The organism is Aminobacter sp. P4_D5, assembly GCF_056401815.1.
The window spans coordinates 1-16,482 of record NZ_JBFUIP010000002.1; the positions used below are offsets into that span (position 1 = coordinate 1).

At 62.9% G+C, this 16,482-nt stretch carries 17 protein-coding genes; 5 read left to right on the plus strand and 12 right to left on the minus strand.

What is annotated here, in order from left to right:
* The 5 genes from AC1DWF_RS00820 to katG all read right to left on the minus strand — a co-directional run.
* Positions 1-558: 5'-methylthioadenosine/S-adenosylhomocysteine nucleosidase (locus AC1DWF_RS00820; RefSeq protein WP_476841386.1), on the minus strand; the 558-nt coding region annotated here is incomplete at its 3' end.
* Positions 559-562: 4 nt separating this feature from the next.
* Positions 563-1,021: a PaaI family thioesterase gene (locus tag AC1DWF_RS00825; RefSeq protein WP_476785004.1), complete on the minus strand. Its 459-nt coding sequence runs from the start codon at positions 1,019-1,021 to the stop codon at positions 563-565.
* A 78-nt stretch (positions 1,022-1,099) separates the two neighbouring features.
* Complete coding sequence (locus AC1DWF_RS00830; protein ID WP_476785005.1) at positions 1,100-1,552, minus strand: TspO/MBR family protein; 453 nt, start codon at positions 1,550-1,552, stop codon at positions 1,100-1,102.
* A 103-nt stretch (positions 1,553-1,655) separates the two neighbouring features.
* On the minus strand, positions 1,656-2,942 hold the full coding sequence (locus AC1DWF_RS00835) for an RsmB/NOP family class I SAM-dependent RNA methyltransferase (RefSeq protein ID WP_476785006.1): 1,287 nt from the start codon (positions 2,940-2,942) through the stop codon (positions 1,656-1,658).
* A 173-nt stretch (positions 2,943-3,115) separates the two neighbouring features.
* Complete coding sequence (katG, locus tag AC1DWF_RS00840) at positions 3,116-5,332, minus strand: catalase/peroxidase HPI (RefSeq protein ID WP_476841387.1); 2,217 nt, start codon at positions 5,330-5,332, stop codon at positions 3,116-3,118.
* Positions 5,333-5,626: 294 nt separating this feature from the next.
* On the opposite strand from katG, the gene AC1DWF_RS00845 reads away from it, so the two are divergent.
* Complete coding sequence (locus tag AC1DWF_RS00845) at positions 5,627-6,532, plus strand: hydrogen peroxide-inducible genes activator (RefSeq protein ID WP_476784602.1); 906 nt, start codon at positions 5,627-5,629, stop codon at positions 6,530-6,532.
* Here AC1DWF_RS00845 and hisG read toward each other — a convergent pair.
* From hisG to hisS, 3 genes are all read right to left on the minus strand, one after another.
* Positions 6,498-7,202 (minus strand): ATP phosphoribosyltransferase, encoded by a 705-nt coding sequence (hisG, locus tag AC1DWF_RS00850; RefSeq protein ID WP_476784603.1) that lies wholly within the window; start codon positions 7,200-7,202, stop codon positions 6,498-6,500. The two genes, AC1DWF_RS00845 and hisG, sit on opposite strands and share 35 nt — an antisense overlap.
* Positions 7,202-8,320 carry an ATP phosphoribosyltransferase regulatory subunit gene (locus tag AC1DWF_RS00855; protein WP_476784604.1) on the minus strand — a complete coding sequence of 373 codons (1,119 nt, stop codon included), beginning with the start codon at positions 8,318-8,320 and terminating at the stop codon, positions 7,202-7,204. Before AC1DWF_RS00855 ends, hisG begins: the two co-directional genes overlap by 1 nt.
* A 162-nt stretch (positions 8,321-8,482) precedes the next feature.
* The gene (hisS, locus tag AC1DWF_RS00860) at positions 8,483-10,000 is read right to left on the minus strand and encodes a histidine--tRNA ligase (protein WP_476841388.1); all 1,518 of its coding nucleotides are present in this window, start codon (positions 9,998-10,000) and stop codon (positions 8,483-8,485) included.
* Positions 10,001-10,197: 197 nt separating this feature from the next.
* Here hisS and AC1DWF_RS00865 point away from each other — a divergent pair, with 197 nt between their 5' ends.
* Both AC1DWF_RS00865 and AC1DWF_RS00870 read left to right on the plus strand, forming a co-directional pair.
* The gene (locus AC1DWF_RS00865; protein WP_476784606.1) at positions 10,198-10,374 is read left to right on the plus strand and encodes a hypothetical protein; all 177 of its coding nucleotides are present in this window, start codon (positions 10,198-10,200) and stop codon (positions 10,372-10,374) included.
* A gap of 32 nt (positions 10,375-10,406) precedes the next feature.
* On the plus strand, positions 10,407-10,796 hold the full coding sequence (locus AC1DWF_RS00870; protein WP_476784607.1) for a hypothetical protein: 390 nt from the start codon (positions 10,407-10,409) through the stop codon (positions 10,794-10,796).
* A gap of 161 nt (positions 10,797-10,957) precedes the next feature.
* Here AC1DWF_RS00870 and AC1DWF_RS00875 read toward each other — a convergent pair whose 3' ends face one another.
* Positions 10,958-11,596, minus strand: coding sequence for a DNA-3-methyladenine glycosylase I (locus AC1DWF_RS00875; RefSeq protein WP_476784608.1), 639 nt, complete (start codon positions 11,594-11,596; stop codon positions 10,958-10,960).
* Between the two features lie 314 nt (positions 11,597-11,910).
* On the opposite strand from AC1DWF_RS00875, the gene AC1DWF_RS00880 reads away from it, so the two are divergent.
* Both AC1DWF_RS00880 and AC1DWF_RS00885 read left to right on the plus strand, forming a co-directional pair.
* A complete protein-coding gene (locus tag AC1DWF_RS00880) occupies positions 11,911-12,675 on the plus strand; it encodes a L,D-transpeptidase (RefSeq protein ID WP_476787748.1) in 765 nt (254 codons plus the stop codon).
* A 232-nt stretch (positions 12,676-12,907) separates the two neighbouring features.
* Positions 12,908-13,831 carry a bifunctional 5,10-methylenetetrahydrofolate dehydrogenase/5,10-methenyltetrahydrofolate cyclohydrolase gene (locus AC1DWF_RS00885; protein WP_476786929.1) on the plus strand — a complete coding sequence of 308 codons (924 nt, stop codon included), beginning with the start codon at positions 12,908-12,910 and terminating at the stop codon, positions 13,829-13,831.
* Between the two features lie 9 nt (positions 13,832-13,840).
* On the opposite strand, the gene AC1DWF_RS00890 is transcribed toward AC1DWF_RS00885, so the two are convergent.
* From AC1DWF_RS00890 to glcF, 3 genes are all read right to left on the minus strand, one after another.
* Positions 13,841-14,632, minus strand: coding sequence for a L,D-transpeptidase (locus AC1DWF_RS00890; protein ID WP_476787749.1), 792 nt, complete (start codon positions 14,630-14,632; stop codon positions 13,841-13,843).
* A gap of 95 nt (positions 14,633-14,727) precedes the next feature.
* Complete coding sequence (locus tag AC1DWF_RS00895) at positions 14,728-15,039, minus strand: putative quinol monooxygenase (protein ID WP_476785087.1); 312 nt, start codon at positions 15,037-15,039, stop codon at positions 14,728-14,730.
* 116 nt (positions 15,040-15,155) lie between these two features.
* Positions 15,156-16,466 carry a glycolate oxidase subunit GlcF gene (gene glcF, locus AC1DWF_RS00900; protein WP_476785088.1) on the minus strand — a complete coding sequence of 437 codons (1,311 nt, stop codon included), beginning with the start codon at positions 16,464-16,466 and terminating at the stop codon, positions 15,156-15,158.
* Positions 16,467-16,482: the final 16 nt, after the last annotated feature.

Genomic DNA, 16,482 nt, shown 5'->3' on the forward strand with positions numbered 1-16,482 from the left:
GAGATATTCGGTCCAGTCATCGACATGGCCGATGTCGGTGGGACCATCGGAGATGCCGCGCAGCGCGATAAGCGGCACGGAAAACATCTGGCAGGCGCGCAGCACGGCGAATGTCTCCATGTCGACCATGTCTTCTGGAATCGCGTCGTAGCCAGCGCCTGAAATGATGGTGGCGCCGGTTGAAAGGCTGGCCTCTTTCAGACCCGGGATTTTCAGCGGTAGCGGCACTGTAACCGGCAGGTCGAGAAAAGGTGTCGCGCCTTTTTCAAAGCCGAGCGCGGACGCGTCCATGTCGCGGTAGCTGACCGAAACGGCTTGGTAAACCTCAGTCTGCTCCAGCCTGCGGCTGCCGGCGGAGCCAAGGCAGACGACGAGATCGGGCAGGTAGTTGGAGGCAGCGAGCAGCGCAAGTTCACCGGCGACCCTCACCCCTGCTTCAACCGGGCCGACACCAGTCATGACAGGCACGAAAAGCTGTTGCAGATGCGGGCCATATTCGGCATCGGCCGCCATGACGAACAGCACGTTGCGACCGGCGAATTGCGTCACATCAGGCATGGTGTCAGCCCTCAATACCGTCGCGACCGGCGATCGCCATCATCGTGCCGGTCATGGTGGCAATCAGCTTGGCCTCGCCGTCGGCCGAAATCGCATAGGCCTGGCCGTCGGCAACGACGATGGTGCGGCCGGGCTTGGTGACCGAACCGCGAAACAGGAAGCGCTCGCCCTTGCCGGGGGCAAGCAGATTGACCTTGAACTCGATCGTGAGCACGCTCGAGCTTTCCGGGATCAGCGAAAAGGCAGCATAGCCGCAGGCAGAATCGAGCGCCGTCGAAATGACGCCAGCATGGAGAAAGCCGTGTTGCTGGGTCAGCTCATCCGAAAACGGCATCTCGATCTCGATGATGCCAGGGGTGACCAGCGTGAGCTCGGCGCCGATGGTCCGCATCGCGCTCTGGCGCGCGAAGGAAGCCCTGACACGCTCGTCATAGTCGGGTGCGGGTACGATCTTGGCTGCCATTTGCGATGTCCTCTTGGCATTGCTTATCGCAAAGCCGGCAAATGCAGGCAATCGGAAATGCTGCAGCGCAAAATCATATCAATTGAGCCACCAGATCGAGGCATTGAGCAGCGTGGCGAAGGCGACCCAAGCCGCATAAGGCGCAAACAACCAGGCGGCGACATGGTCAGATTTCCGCGCAGTTGCCATGAAGCCCAGAATGGCAATGAGCAGGGCGACAATAATCAGCAAAGCAAGGCCTGTTTGTTGCAGGCCGAAAAAGGTCGGCGACCACAAAAAATTGAGCACCAGCTGGGCGCTCCAGACCCGCATCGCGACACCGCCGGAATCGAGTAGCCAGACGCGCCAGCCGGCGATGCCAATCAAGACATAGAGCGCTGACCAGGCAGGGCCGAAAATCCAGTTTGGCGGATTGAAGAAGGGTTTTGCGAGCCCCGCATACCATTCGCCCGGCAACGTCAAAAATCCGATCAGCGTGCCGCCGCCGAGCACCAGCACGATGAAACCAAGTAAAGCGGCGTATCTGTTCATCCGACCTCCAGCAATGCGAGCGCGAGGTGGACAACGCCTGTGGAGGCAACTGGTTGCCCATTTCGCTCCGCCAATGGGCGAAGCGAAATGATCTAGGCTCAGATCAAGCGGCTCGGCGCATGGCGGCGAAATAGAAGCCGTCGGTGCCGCTGCGCGCAGGCGTCAGCGACAGGCCCTGCGCGTTAAAGCGCACGGCATCGTCACGACCGGGGAAACGGGCTTGCCAAAGCGCGCGATGATCGACCGCCGCAAAGCTCTTGTCACGCCCCAGGAACGCCGCGACCTGGTCGGCATTCTCTTCGTCGAAGACCGAGCAGGTGATGTAGACCATCAGGCCACCCGGCTTCACATAGGTGCTGGCGGCGTCGAGGATGGCCGACTGTTCAGCCTTGCGAACGTCGAGCTGCCTCTGGGTGAGGCGCCATTTGGCATCGGGCCTCCGGCGCCACGTGCCGCTGCCAGTGCAGGGCGCGTCGATCAAAACGAGATCCATGTGGCCGGTGAGAACGGAAAGCTCGGATGGCTTGGTGACGACCTGGACATTGCGATTGTCCGACCGGCGCAGGCGATCGAACATCGGCGCCAGGCGCGACTTTTCCGAATCGTGGGCGAATATCTGGCCGCGATTTTCCATCGACGCCGACAGCGCCAGCGTTTTGCCGCCAGCACCTGCGCAATAATCGAGCACCTGCATGCCAGGGGTGGCACCAGCCAACTCGGCGGCAAGCTGCGAGCCCTCATCCTGGATTTCGAACCAGCCCTTCTGGAACGCCGGCTCGGCCTGGACATTGGGATGACGGCCGCTACCGTCAATGGGCGGGATGCGTACACCATTCGGAGCAAGCGCCATCGGCGCTGCCTGGGTGCCTTCGAGTTCGCCGATGACGCGGGCGCGGTCGGCCTTCAGCGTGTTGGCGCGGATGTCGAGCGGCGGACGCGCGGCAAGGGCTGCACCTTCAGCCACCCACTCGCTGCCGAAAGCGCGCTCAAGCAATGGCGCGCACCAGTCAGGCGAATCAGCACGGACGACGTCGGGCGCATCCGTGAGCTTGCGCTCGGCGATGGCCATGAGCTCGTCAGCGCTCAGCGGCTCGGGCGCGAACTTGTCGCCGTCGAGCGTCTGATTGAGTGCCTCGGCGGACTGGTCCCATTCAAGCAGCAGCGCGCCAAAGCCGAGCGCGCGCGAGGTCTCGTCGCCAAGCAGCCAGGTGGCGGAGCGCTTGCGGCGCAACGCGTCATAGACGATGTTGCCAATCGCGGCGCGGTCGCCGGCGCCGGCGAAGCGATGGGACAGTCCCCAATCCTTGAGTGCATCCGCGGCGGGCCGATGCCGCCTCTCGATATCGTCGAGTACTTCGATGGCCGCAGCCAGTCTTCCGCCAAGTCGCATGTTCGGTGTTCCGTTTTCGGTTGACCCGTATCAGGCCTAGCTAAACAGCGGCGAGGGAATGCACAAGCGTCGGACCAAGCTTGCAGGGTAAAAACTTCCCCCGAACGGGTCGGCGAAAAATGAAACAGGCGCGGATTGCTCCGCGCCTGCCTCGTTCGTTTGATCCCGAATTGCTATTCTGCCGCCTGCAACGTCTCGCCAAGGTCGAAACGGTCAGCGTTCATCACCTTGGTCCACGCCGCCACGAAATGCTTGACGAATTTTTCCTTGGCGTCCGAGCTGCCATAGACTTCAGCAAGAGCGCGCAGCTGCGAGTGCGAACCGAAGATCAGGTCGGCCCGGGTGGCGTACCACTTGACCTCACCAGTCTTACGGTCGCGACCTTCGAACACGTCCTTGGCCTCCGAGACCGCCTTCCACTCCGTTCCCATGTCGAGCAGGTTGACGAAGAAGTCGTTGGTCAACGTTTCAGGCTGCGTCGTGAAGACGCCATGTGCGGACTCGTCCGCATTGGCGCCGAGCACGCGCAGGCCACCGACCAGCACCGTCATCTCGGGCGCTGTCAGAGTCAGCAGCTGCGCCCGATCCACCAACGTTTCCTCGGGCGACAAGCGCTGCCTGCCCCTGAGATAGTTGCGGAAACCGTCAGCGGTCGGCTCGAGCGGGGCGAAGGAGTCGACGTCGGTCTGCTCCTGCGAGGCATCCATGCGACCCGGCGTGAAAGGCACCTTGACGTTTTGCCCAGCGTCCTTGGCAGCCTTCTCGATGGCAGCGACGCCACCGAGCACGATCAGGTCGGCAAGCGAGGCTTTCTTGTTGCCGGACTGCGAAGCGTTGAACTCCTTCTGGATCGTTTCGAGTTTTGCGAGAACCGACGCCAGCTGGGCGGGCTGATTTACTTCCCAGTCCTTTTGGGGGCTGAGACGAATGCGCGCGCCATTGGCACCACCGCGCTTGTCGGAGCCTCGGAACGTCGAAGCCGAAGCCCAGGCCGTCGAGGCCAGCTGCGACACCGAGGGCACCGCAGCGAGTATCTTGGCCTTCAGGGCCTCAACGTCCTGCTCATCGACCAGAACATGATCGACCGCGGGGATAGGGTCCTGCCACAACAGCTCTTCCTTAGGGACGAGCGGACCGAGATAGCGCGCGATCGGACCCATGTCGCGATGCGTGAGCTTGTACCAGGCGCGTGCGAAGGCATCGGCGAACTGATCGGGGTTCTCGAAGAAGCGCCGCGAGATCTTTTCGTAGGCAGGATCGGCCCGCAAGGCGATGTCGCTGGTAAGCATCGACGGTGCGTGACGCTTCGAGGGGTCATGCGCATCCGGCACAGTGCCGGCGCCCATGCCGTGCTTGGGTGTCCACTGATGGGCACCGGCCGGGCTCTTGGTCAGTTCCCACTCGTAGCCAAGCAGGTTCCAGAAGAAGTTGCCGCTCCATTTCGTCGGCGTCGTGGTCCAGGTGACTTCCAGGCCGCTGCCGATCGTGTCGCCGCCCTTGCCGGTGCCGAAGCTGCTCTTCCAGCCTAGGCCCTGCAGCTCGATGTCGGCAGCTTCAGGTTCGGGGCCGACAAGCGAGGCATCGCCGGCGCCRTGGGTCTTGCCGAAGGTGTGKCCGCCGGCGATGAGCGCAACTGTCTCCTCGTCGTTCATCGCCATGCGGGCAAAAGTCTCGCGGATGTCGCGCGCCGAGGCGAGCGGATCGGGCGTGCCGTTTGGCCCTTCCGGGTTCACATAGATGAGCCCCATCTGGACGGCGGCAAGCGGGTTGGCGAGGTCGCGGTCGCCGCTGTAGCGCTCGTCGGCCAGCCATTTGCCTTCGGAGCCCCAGTAGATGTCTTCYTCGGGCTCCCAGACATCCGCACGKCCGCCGSCGAAGCCGAAGGTCTTGAAGCCCATSGAYTCCAAGGCGACRTTGCCGGCSAGGAYCATCAGGTCSGCCCAGGAGATCTTGYKGCCGTACTTCTGCTTGAYCGGCCAMARCAGCCGGCGCGCCTTGTCGAGGTTGACGTTRTCCGGCCAGCTGTTGAGCGGCGCAAAGCGCTGCTGTCCGGCGCCAGCACCGCCGCGGCCGTCGCCGATGCGATAGGTGCCGGCGGCATGCCACGCCATGCGGACGAATAGCGGTCCGTAATGGCCGAAATCGGCTGGCCACCAATCCTGCGAGTCCGTCATCAGGGCAGTGAGGTCCTGGATCACGGCGTTCAGGTCGAGGCTTTCGAATTCCTTCGCGTAGTCAAACGCTTCGCCCATTGGGTCGGAGAGATTGGAGTGCTGGTGGAGGACCTTGAGGTCCAGCTGGTTCGGCCACCAATCGCGATTGGCCCTGCCGGCGGTCGTGTGCGCGACCGGGCATTTGCCCACGCTGTTTTCGTCAGTCTTCGTGTCCATGTTCATCTCCGAACGTATTTTGTGTCGTTGTGATTGCGCTTGATCGGCCAGCTTCGCGGTGTGCCGGCAGCTCTACAGCCCGACCGGACCGCGCCCGCTGGCAGCGAACAAATGCTGGTTGTCTGGCGCACCCGCGCTGGTGGTCGTCGTCGGTTTTGTCATGGCTCGCGCCTCCCTCTTGGCTTCGGTCCCGGCAGCGGAAAGGAGCGCCGTCTTATTGGAACCATTCCAGTCTAGGAGCAGATTTTGATAAAGCCAAATTGCCTTTTCTGACGATCTTGATAACCTAAGATTATGATACGCCTGACAATCCGACAGATGGAATATTTCGCAGCGCTGGCCCAGACGCTGCATTTTGGCCGCGCCGCCGAGTTTGCCGGTGTCAGCCAGCCAGCGCTTTCAGCGCAGATCGCAGAGATGGAAGAGCGTCTTGGGTGCACGCTGTTCGAACGTGGCGGCAAGGCGGTGCGCCTGACCGAAGATGCGCTGGACCTGCAGCCGCGCATCGAGAACATCCTGGCCGAAATCCGCGAGGTCGAAACGACTGCCCGGCGCGGCAGGCTGGCGATGGAAGGGAGACTGCGCCTGGGCATCATCCCGACGGTGGCGCCTTACCTTTTGCCGCATATCCTGCCGGCGCTGAAGCGCGAGTATCCCAATCTCAGGCTGGAACTGCGCGAAGCGATCACCGGATCACTGGCAGAGGACGCGCTGAACGGCCGTATCGACGCTTTCGTCGCCGCCCTGCCACTCGATTATCCCGGCCTGATGGCGCAGGAGCTGTTTTCAGACCGCTTTTATCTGGCGGTACCCGCAGATGACCCGGATTTCGCTTCGCCGCCGGTGCCGCCGGAAAGCCCGGCATTGGAACGGCTGATGCTACTGGAAGAAGGCCATTGCCTGCGCGAACAGGCGCTGGCGGTCTGCGGCAGCGTCAAGCCGGTGGCAATGGCCAGCTATGGCGCGACCAGCCTGACCACTCTGCTGCAGATGGTGGCGCATGGGTTGGGCGTGACGCTGATACCGGAGATGGCGGCGGGACCCGCTCACGATCAGCGCGATCTGAAAATCGTGCCCTTCGCCGAACCCGTGCCGGAGCGCCGAATCTGCCTTGCCTGGCGCCGCAACAGCCCCAGGCACAATGAATGCATCGAGCTTGCGCGGATTATCCGCGAACTGCAGCCGCTATTGCGGCATTGAACTCGGACAACACCGCCTCATCGGCCGCGCTGCGGGCTTTGCGTGACTGCACCAAGCACGCCTGCGACCGCAGGATGACGCCGTCCGACAGGATTTTCAGATGATTGGCGCGCAGCGTCGAACCGGTCGAGGTGATGTCTACGATGATGTCGGCCGAGCCGGCAGCGGGAGCACCTTCGGTGGCGCCCAGGCTCTCGACGATGCGGTAGACTTGGATGCCATGCATCTGGGAGAAAAATTGCTGGGTCAGCCGCCAGTATTTGGTGGCGATGCGCAGGCGCCGGCCGTGGCGCTGGCGGAAATCGGCAGCGACATCGTCGAGATCAGCCATGGTGTCGACATCGAGCCAGATGTCAGGCACGGCAACGACGACATCGGCATGGCCGAAGCCGAGGCGGGCTGCGATCTCGGCCTTGCTTTCCCAATCGGCGAGGTTTTCGCGGATCAGGTCTTCGCCCGTGATGCCGAGGTCGACATTGCCCTGGCCGATCTCACCAGAGATTTCGGAGGCCGACAGGAAGGCGATCTCGATATCCGCCCTGCCCTCGATCGAGGCGCGGTAACGGCGGTCGTCGTCGGGCAACGTAACAGCGAAGCCAGCCTTGGCCAGCACCTCAAGCGCCTGCTCCTTGAGCCTGCCCTTGGAAGGGAGCGCAATCGATATCGCCATCAGTTGCCTCCCCTCAGGGCTTCGATACGGTCGAGCCAGACGGAGAAGCCGACACCGGGAATGGGCTTTGCCGCGCCGAGCAGCGTCAGTAGCCGGTCATAGCGACCGCCACCGGCCAGCGGGCGCTCGGCGTCGGGACCGGAAATCTCGAAGACGAGGCCGGTATAGTAGTCGAGCGGGCGACCGAAGGCTGCGTCATAGCGAACGGATTGGGCGCCGAGGCCGTGGCCGGAGACAGCTTTGGCGCGAGCAGCGAAATTCTCCAACGCCGCACCGAGCGAGAGCCCAGCACCAGCGGCGAATTCCTTGAGTGCCGCAGGTGCCTCGTCGAGCGCCACGTCGATGGCAAGGAAGCGCTCAAGCGCCTCGAAGGCATCGCTAGAAAGACGTACGCTGCGCAGCTCAGCTTTTTCGATGAGCCGGCGGGCGATGTCGTTGGGCGTGCGGCCAGCCGACGGCGACAGGCCCGCCTGTTCCATGCCAGTGGCGATGTGCGCGGCAAGGGCCTCGCGATCGCCGTCCGCCACCAGCGAAGCAACCGGTTCGCTCAAAGCGGAGGTCCGCGTGGGTGCTGCGAGATCGCCAAGTGCCGCAGCCAAAAGCTCAGCCGAGCCAAAGGCGCGAGCAAGGCGCATGCGCCAGCCGCGCGGCAGACCGAGAGCCGCCAGCACCGCCTCGAAGATAGCCTGGTCGCCAAGCGTGACTGTGAGATCGTGGCCGGGCAGGCACAGCGACAAAAGCGCAAACGCATCGGCCACCGAACGCGCGTCGGCCACCGCCGTGTCGGCGTCGCCCAGATCCTCGACGCCAGCCTGGAAAAACTCGTTGCCGCCCTCGCGGCGCTGACGGAACACCTCGCCGAGATAAGAATATCGGCGCGGCGTGCCGGACTGCGTGTGGATGTGGTCGAGGCAGACCGGAATGGTGAATTCCGGTCGCAGGCACAGCGACGCGCCCGTCTCGCTTTCGGTCAGGAAAATGCGGCGTCGCAAATCCTCGCCGGCCATGTCGAGGAACGGATCGGCCGGCTGCAGCACCGGCACGTCGACGGCGTCGGCCCCGCGCGCCGCGAAGAGCTTCAGGATATCGGACGCGATGGCCGGATAACGCGCGTTCATGGCCGATGAAACTCCACGTAGGTGGGGCTATGCCCCTCACCCTCACCCCGTAAACGGGGCGAGGGAGGCGCCAGCGTTGCGGCCAATCCCCTTCGCCCCGTTCTACGGGGAGAAGGTCCCGGCAGGGGGATGAGGGGCAGTGCAGACCGCTGCGTGCATTCACTAGCCACGGCTGCGCTCTTCCGCCTGCGCGGCCAGGATCTTCTTCACTTCGGCAACGAGGTCGGCTTCCGGCACGGTGATCTGTGCTGGGCGCGCTGCGCGCCATTCGGCGTTGTCGGTGATCTCGGCCGACAAGCGCGCGCCCTCGATCAGGTCCTTGATCTGGATTTCACCCCGGGCGCGCTCATCGCCGCCCTGGATGATGACCACAGGCGAGCCGCGGCGGTCGGCATATTTGATCTGCGCCTTCATGCCGGCGCCACCGAGATACATTTCGGCACGAATTTTTGCCGCGCGCAGCTCGGCGACCATCTTCTGATAGCGGCCGAGACTTTCGGTGTCCTTGTCCATGACCAGCACCACAACCGGCGCTATGACGTCAGATGTATCGAGCTTGCCGAGGTTCTTCAGCGCCGTCATCAGGCGTGACACGCCGATGGAAAAGCCGGTGGCCGGCACCGGCTCGCCACGGAAGCGCGAAACCAGGCCATCGTAACGGCCACCGCCACCCACCGAGCCGAAGCGCACAACCTGGCCGTCGTCATTGGGGATTTCAGCCAGAAGCTCGGCCTCGTAGACAGGACCGGTGTAATATTCGAGGCCACGTACGACCGAGGGATCGATCTTGATGCGGCCATCGTCATAGCCTGCCGCTGCAACCAGCGAGCCGATCTGCGCCAGTTCATCGACACCTTCGGTGCCACGAACATTGCCGGAAACGATGGCCTTGAGGTTCTGGGTCGTGGTGTCGGAATCGGCAGCACCGGCTTCAGTGAAGGCGATAACGGTGTTAATCGCCGCCTCGTCCAGGCCGGCACCCTTGGTGAAGTCGCCCTCACCTTCCGTGCCGCCGTCCCAGCGCCCCTTGCCGAGCAGGAGCCTGACGCCTTCGGGGCCGAACTTGTCGAGCTTGTCGATGGCGCGCAGCACAGTCAGCCGGCGGTTGGCGTTCTCGTCGCCGCCGAGGCCGATCGCCTCAAGCACGCCGTCGAGGACCTTGCGGTTGTTGACTCGGATGACATAGTCGCCCCGCTTGATGCCCAAAGCTTCCATGACGTCGGCCATCATCATGGTCATCTCGGCATCGGCCGCGACACCCGGTGTGCCGATGGTGTCGGCATCGAACTGCATGAACTGGCGGAAACGGCCGGGACCGGGCTTTTCGTTGCGGAACACCCAGCCAGAGCGGTAGCTGCGATAGGGCTTGGGCAGCTTTTCATAGTTTTCGGCGACGAAACGCGCTGTGGGCGCGGTCAGGTCATAGCGCAGCGACAGCCACTGCTCGTCATCGTCCTGGAAAGAAAAGACGCCCTCATTGGGACGGTCCTGGTCGGGCAGGAATTTTCCGAGCGCGTCGGTGTATTCGATCAGCGGCTGCTCGACCGGCTCGAAGCCGTAAAGCTCGTAGACCTCGCGGATCGCGACCATCATCTTCTCGACGGCGCGGATGTCGTCCGCGCTGCGGTCAAYGAAGCCGCGCGGCAGCCGCGCTTTCATCTTTTCCGATTTGTCGGCCATGGTCGAATTCCGCACTTTTTCCAGAAATTTTGGCCGCTGATACGGCGCGGCGTGTCGTAACCGAAATGGGATGGAGCGGCAAGCGTTTGGCACGATGAGCGGCCTGCAGAGCCGAAACAAAGCCGATAACCAACCGACATCGTGCCGATACAGCCGCATCCGATAAGCCGCTCCATCCGAAATATGGAACGACGGGAATGCCAAGGGCCGCTGAATTCGACAAGGCTCCGGCGCCGCCGGAAAAACTGGGAGCCAAGCCGACGAAGGCCTCGGTTGGCGAAGCGCTGCTGACCTGTGTCCTTGTGCTTTATCCTGCATTGGCGACGGTAGCCACGATCGCTGCCGGCTTGTTGTTTTCAGGCATGGGCGCCTGAACGTCTGAGAGAAAGCACTGCCGATGCCACGAATGACCGCATCGCTCGCCACCTCGGGCCTGAGTGCGCTTGCTGCCTGCATGATGACAAGCGGCGCGGCCCAGGCCTGCACGCCGGGCAATCCAAAGCTTGCCGGCCATTATTATCTCAACGGCGTCATGGAAGTCGGCTCGGAATTGCTACTGCGGCCAGACGGCAGCTTTGAATTCATGCTCGCCTATGGCGCCAACGACCAGTACGGCAAGGGCTGCTGGGTGCAGCGGGGTTCCTCGGTGGAGATCATTCCCGCCGGGCGGCGTGCCGCCTCCCGCACCCATACGCCCGACGACCGCGGCTTCGACGGGCTGGTGCTGACGATTTCCGGCAAGGCGCTTGTCTGGAACATCGCCGGTAGCGGGCACAAAGGACGTTTCGAGAAGTGATGGCTCTTGCTCGGCCGCTTGTGGACGCATCGGCCGATCATTTCGCTGGGCGGATCGAGCAATAGCCCGAGCGTCCCGGACGCCCTCATCCAGCTGCCTAATTCAGACGCCTTGAACGTCACGGCATTGGAGTCGGTAGGGCTAGTGCACAGCGGCCCACTTCATCCCGGCCGCTTGAAGGCCTTGCGCTCGGCTTCGATCTTGCCCCGGCACATGCAGCCTTCGATGTGGTCGTTGACCAGTCCCATCGCCTGCATGAAGGCATAGACTGTGGTTGGCCCGACAAAGCTCCAGCCGCGCTTCTTCAGTTCTTTCGAAATCCGCGTCGAGGTCGGCGTCGTCGGATTGGCGATCAGCGTGGGATAGTCGACAACCACAGGCCGCTCGTCCGCGCCGGGTTCGAAGTTCCAGAACCAGGCGGCGAGCGAGCCGGCCTCATCAGCCAATTCCCGGGCGCGCCTGGCATTGTTGATGGTCGACACGATCTTGCCGCGATGGCGCACGATGCCGGGGTTGCCGAGCAGGCGCTCGATGTCGGTCTCGCCATATTCGGCGACACGGTCGAAGTCGAAGCCGGAAAACGCCTCGCGGAAATTATCACGCTTGCGCAGAATCGTCAGCCACGACAAGCCGGACTGGAAGCCTTCGAGGCAGATCTTTTCGAACAGCCTGATATCGTTCGTGACGGGGCGGCCCCACTCATTGTCGTGGTAATGCAGGTAGTCCGGCAGCGCGCCCGGCCAGAAGCAGCGCGTTGCTCCATCCGCGCCCAGCATCAGGCCTGTCTTTTTCTCTTCCATCACAAATCCGTTCGTTAACAGCGCAGTGCATGACCCCGAAAATCGATTCCGATTTTCGGAAAGGATCATGCGCCGACTCAAAGTGTTGCAGCGTCCTTTGCGCGTCCAATAGGACGCGCGGCGCTGCAATGATTTACCCGTGCTTTACCAGACTCCTGAACCGGTCGGTAACCACACCAAAAGGTTTCCAGACAATCTCGCATTTTAAGCAACCCGATTCACGTTTCGGTGGGTAGGCACAGACAACATGATCTCGAATCGGGGGACGGGTTGTGCCCTGCCCCCGCGGCGACGATCGAGTTGAGAGTGCGTCCATGAGAAAACCTCTGATCCTGTTGGCATCGGCCGCCATGCTGGCCGAACTGGTTTCGCCCGCAATGGCCTATGACCGCTACGCCGAGCGCCCGCCTGTGGTGGTGAGCCCCGACCTTTCAGCCCCTTGGGTGCTGCAGCTCGGGCGCAACCCGAACGAAATTGCGCCGAGGCAGCAGCGCCAGCAAAGCGCCCAACAGCAGGTCAGGCCCGCAGCTCCGCGTGCCGCCCAGCGGCGCCAGACCCAGCCGGACCGGGTGCAGACGGCAGCGCTGCGCGCGCCCGAAAAGCGCAACGTCAAGCCGCAGATCAACCCGATCTATCTGCCGCAGGTGGTTTCCTATGACGGCAGCGAAAAGCCGGGCACCATCATCATCGATACCAATGAGAACTTCCTCTACCACGTACAGGCGGATGGACAGGCGCGGCGCTACGGTGTCGGCACCGGCAAGCCGGGCTTCGAATGGTCCGGCACCCACAAGGTGACGTCGAAGCGCGAATGGCCGGATTGGCGCCCGCCGGCGGAAATGATCGCGCGCGAACGCGCCAAGGGCCGTGTGTTGCCGGCGATGATGACGGGTGGACCCAACAACCCGCTCGGCGCGCGCGCGCTTTATCTCGGATCGACGCTCTACCGCATCCACGGCACCAACCAGCCCTGGACGATCGGCGGGGCGGTGTCATCAGGTTGTATCCGCATGCGCAACGAAGACGTGATGGAACTCTACGAAAAGGTCGCGGTCGGCACCAAGGTCGTCGTCAGGTAATTACCGTTTACGGGGGCGGAGCCTGTCGCAAGACATGGTTCCCAAGCAAAAGGGCAGCGTGGCGGAAGACCGCGCTGCCCTTTTCGCTGTTCAGCAAACTGAAAGCCACGGCTCGATTTCTCAGGAAAAATTGTTTAACATGGATAAAATTTGATTTCGTCGACCCTTTTCATCCTCGGCGTGCCGAAGTATCCGGGTTTATCCCAAGTCGATGACCGCCAAAGGAAGACACATGCCGCCGCTCGACGACAACCGCTATCTCAAAGGCGGCCCCGTGGCCGCCCGTATCATTGCCGAAGTGCGCGCCGCCGCGCAAAAGGCGACCGACGAAGGCTTCCGCCCCAAGCTTGTTTCGATCACCGTCGGTGATGTCGCCGCAGTGGACGTCTATGTCCGCAACCAGCGCGCCAAGGCGGAGCTCGCCGGCATCGATTTCGAGGAGCGGCGTTTTCCCGCCGAACTGACAGCAGGCGAACTCGAAGCCGCCATCCACGGCATGAACGCCGATCCGCGCATCACCGGCATCATCATCCAGCGGCCAGTGCCTGCGCATATCCCGATCAAGGCGATCCAGGCGGCGGTGCATCCGCTGAAGGACGTCGAGGGCATGCACCCGGCCTCGATCGGCAACATCGTCTATAACCAGCTCGACCTCGCGCCCTGCACGGCGGCCGCCTCGGTCGAACTGCTGAAAGCCACCGGCCTCGATCTCAAAGGGCTGGAAGTCGTGGTCGTCGGACATTCGGAAATCGTCGGCAAGCCGATCGCCTTCCTCTTGATGAGCGAAGGCGCAACGGTGACGGTGTGCCATCACATGACGCGCTCGCTGGCGGCCCATGCACGCCGGGCCGACGCGCTGTTCGTGGCCGTGGGCAAACCGCGGCTGATCAAGGCCGACATGGTCAAGCCGGGTGCTGCCGTCATCGATATCGGCATCAATGCCGAGACATTGCCTGATGGTTCGAGCCGCATCGTTGGCGATGTCGACACCGAAAGCGTCAAGGAAGTGGCGTCATGGATCACCCCTGTGCCAGGCGGCGTCGGCCCGGTGACGGTGGCGATCCTGCTTCGCAACACGATGGTGGCGCTCAATCGCCAGCGCGCGGTCTATCGCGCGACCTTCGGCACTGCCGAAGAAACGCTCGCGGCGGAGTAATCCCGGTTTCTAGAGCCTCACGACTCCGCCCGAGATTTGCGATACGGTCGACCGAATACCGGTCGGCAGTCCACTGGTGACGACGATCGGCGTGCCGTCGGCGACGCGTCCGTAAAGGTCGATGATGTCCTGGTTGATCAATCGCACGCAACCCGACGAAACCGATTTGCCGATCGATGCCCATTCGGGCGAGCCGTGCAGGCGGTAGAGCGTGTCCTTGCCGTTCTGGAAAATGTAGAGCGCACGGGCTCCGAGCGGGTTCTGGACGCCAGCCGGCATGCCACCCTCCCATTCGTTGGTACGAGGGATCTGGCGCGCGCGGTACTTCTCTAGTTCGGGCTGGCGGTCGATCATTTCATTCGGCGGGAACCAGCGCGGCCACACCTGCTTCCACTCGATGACTCCGCGGCCGGCCCATTCGAAACCGGCGCGGCCGAGTCCGACGCCATAGCGGATCGCTTCGTTGGAATTGGCCACGAAATAGAGGAAATGGGCCGAGGTATCGATGACGACGGTGCCTGCCTGCTCGCCGGTCGGGTTGGGCACGACCTGGCGATAAAATCTCGGATCGATGTTCTGATACGGCACGGCGGGAATCTCATGGCCGTTGTCGGAGACGGCCGCATACATCACGCTCGGATTGCCGAAGGACGGATCGGTGCTCAGCGACGGCGGCTGGGGAAACCCAACTCCGGCATAGGATGGTCCGGCGCTACGCGAGGTGGAGCAGGCGGAAAGGGCGGCAGAGGCAATGCCTGTTGCGCCCAATGCCAGAAGACTGCGTCGGCTGATTTTTGACATTGGGCCTTTTACCATGTTTCGAGGTCCCGCAACGCTCGAAACATTCGCATGTTCCACAAGCCGTGTTCAATGCGTAAGGGCGGCAAAGCCTGCAACTAATTCTGGTTGTGGTCGCTGCGCAACGGCTGCCACATCGAAATGTCGCGTGGCTTGGCCAGAAGCTCCTCAAGGGCGGCATGCCAATCCTCGCGATATGGCCGCTTGAGCTGCACATCGAGCACGTCCTGGTGATCGGCCCAGGTTTCATGCAGCAGGAAATGATTGGCATCGCTCGGATCGCTGTGCAGGGTTGCCGAAACGAACATGTCTTCATGGCGCATCGCATCGAGCACGCCGTTGAGGAGCTTGAGGAAGCGGGCGCGCTGCTCGGGGCGGACGGTGAAGCGGATAAGGTAGGTAACGCTCAAGTCAGTCTCCTCGAAATCGTTCGGCCAGTCAGCGACCGCGTGACGAGGAAAATGCCACAGCACTGATCTGTTTCAACGACCTCGGAGGTAATAAAACAGCGTCCTACTTCGCTTGTTCAGCCGATATCCGGAATGCCAGCCGGCCTGTCTCCGCCATAGGCCCAGTCGAGCAGCTTCACCGTATGGACCACCGGCAGCCTGGCGGTCGAGGCGATCTGGGTGATGCAGCCGATATTGCCGGTGGCGACAAGTGCCGCGCCCGTCGCCTCGATGGTCTTGACCTTGCGGTCACGCAGGCGAGCCGAGATCTCCGGCTGCATGATGTTGTAGGTGCCAGCCGAACCGCAGCACAGGTGCCCCTCGCGCGGCTCCTTGACGATAAACCCGGCGCGCGCAAGCAGCTCCTTGGGCTGGCGCGTGATCTTCTGGCCATGCTGCATCGAACAGGCCGAATGGTAGGCGACCGTCAGGCCGGGCTTGCGCTGAGGCTCTGGCAGATCGAGCGTGGCAAGATATTCGGTGACATCCTTGGCGAGTGCTGACACCCGCGCAGCCTTTTCGGCATAGGCCTGATCGAGCCTGAGCATGAAGCCATAGTCCTTGATCGTCGTGCCGCAGCCGGAGGCGGTGATAACGATGGCGTCGAGGCCGCCATTGTCGAGTTCGCGCGTCCAGGCGTCGACATTCTGCTGCGCCGAAGCCAGCGCTGCCTTCTCGCGGCCCATGTGATGGACAAGCGCACCGCAGCAGCCCTCGCCTTTCGGCACCACGACCTCGATGCCGAGCCGGGTGAGCAGCGACACCGTCGCCTCGTTGATGCCGGGCTCAAGCACCGGCTGGGCGCAGCCGGTGAGGATGGCGACGCGTCCAAGTTTCTTGCCCTTGGCGGCATGRCTGGCGGGCGAAGCTACTGCGGAAACAGCCGGCACGGAGGCCGGCGCCAGCCTGAGCATCGCAGCAAAAGGCTTCAGCGCCGGCACGGAGTCAAAGACCCCGGCAAAAGGCCGGCCGAGCCTGGCCAGCTTCAATGCGGCGCGGAACCGTGCGGGATAGGGCAACACCGCAGCCAGCACGCCGCGCGTAAAGCGGTTCATCAGCGGCCGGCGATAGGTCTCTTCGATATGGGCGCGAGCATGGTCGACAAGGTGCATGTAGTTCACGCCCGACGGGCATGTCGTCATGCAGGCGAGGCAGGACAGGCAGCGGTCGATATGGGTGACGATTTCCTTGTCGGCCGGCCGGCCGTTTTCGAGCATGTCCTTGATCAGATAGATGCGGCCGCGCGGCGAATCCAATTCGTTGCCGAGCGTCACATAGGTCGGACAGGTGGCCGTGCAGAAACCGCAATGCACGCATTTGCGCAGGATCTTTTCCGACTCGGCGACATGCGGATCGGCGAGCTGGGCGGGGGTGAAATTGGTCTGCACGGCGTTTTGGGCTTTC

Excerpts from the sequence above, each read along its gene's own strand:
- AC1DWF_RS00875 (WP_476784608.1), bottom strand. The coding sequence starts at position 11,596 with ATGGAAGAGAAAAAGACAGGCCTGATGCTGGGCGCGGATGGAGCAACG.
- AC1DWF_RS00830 (WP_476785005.1), bottom strand. The coding sequence starts at position 1,552 with ATGAACAGATACGCCGCTTTACTTGGTTTCATCGTGCTGGTGCTCGGC.
- AC1DWF_RS00865 (WP_476784606.1), top strand. The coding sequence starts at position 10,198 with ATGCCAAGGGCCGCTGAATTCGACAAGGCTCCGGCGCCGCCGGAAAAA.
- AC1DWF_RS00890 (WP_476787749.1), bottom strand. The coding sequence starts at position 14,632 with ATGTCAAAAATCAGCCGACGCAGTCTTCTGGCATTGGGCGCAACAGGC.
- AC1DWF_RS00880 (WP_476787748.1), top strand. The coding sequence starts at position 11,911 with ATGAGAAAACCTCTGATCCTGTTGGCATCGGCCGCCATGCTGGCCGAA.
- AC1DWF_RS00845 (WP_476784602.1), top strand. The coding sequence starts at position 5,627 with ATGATACGCCTGACAATCCGACAGATGGAATATTTCGCAGCGCTGGCC.
- AC1DWF_RS00855 (WP_476784604.1), bottom strand. The coding sequence starts at position 8,320 with ATGAACGCGCGTTATCCGGCCATCGCGTCCGATATCCTGAAGCTCTTC.
- hisG (WP_476784603.1), bottom strand. The coding sequence starts at position 7,202 with ATGGCGATATCGATTGCGCTCCCTTCCAAGGGCAGGCTCAAGGAGCAG.
- AC1DWF_RS00835 (WP_476785006.1), bottom strand. The coding sequence starts at position 2,942 with ATGCGACTTGGCGGAAGACTGGCTGCGGCCATCGAAGTACTCGACGAT.
- AC1DWF_RS00885 (WP_476786929.1), top strand. The coding sequence starts at position 12,908 with ATGCCGCCGCTCGACGACAACCGCTATCTCAAAGGCGGCCCCGTGGCC.
- AC1DWF_RS00870 (WP_476784607.1), top strand. The coding sequence starts at position 10,407 with ATGACCGCATCGCTCGCCACCTCGGGCCTGAGTGCGCTTGCTGCCTGC.
- AC1DWF_RS00825 (WP_476785004.1), bottom strand. The coding sequence starts at position 1,021 with ATGGCAGCCAAGATCGTACCCGCACCCGACTATGACGAGCGTGTCAGG.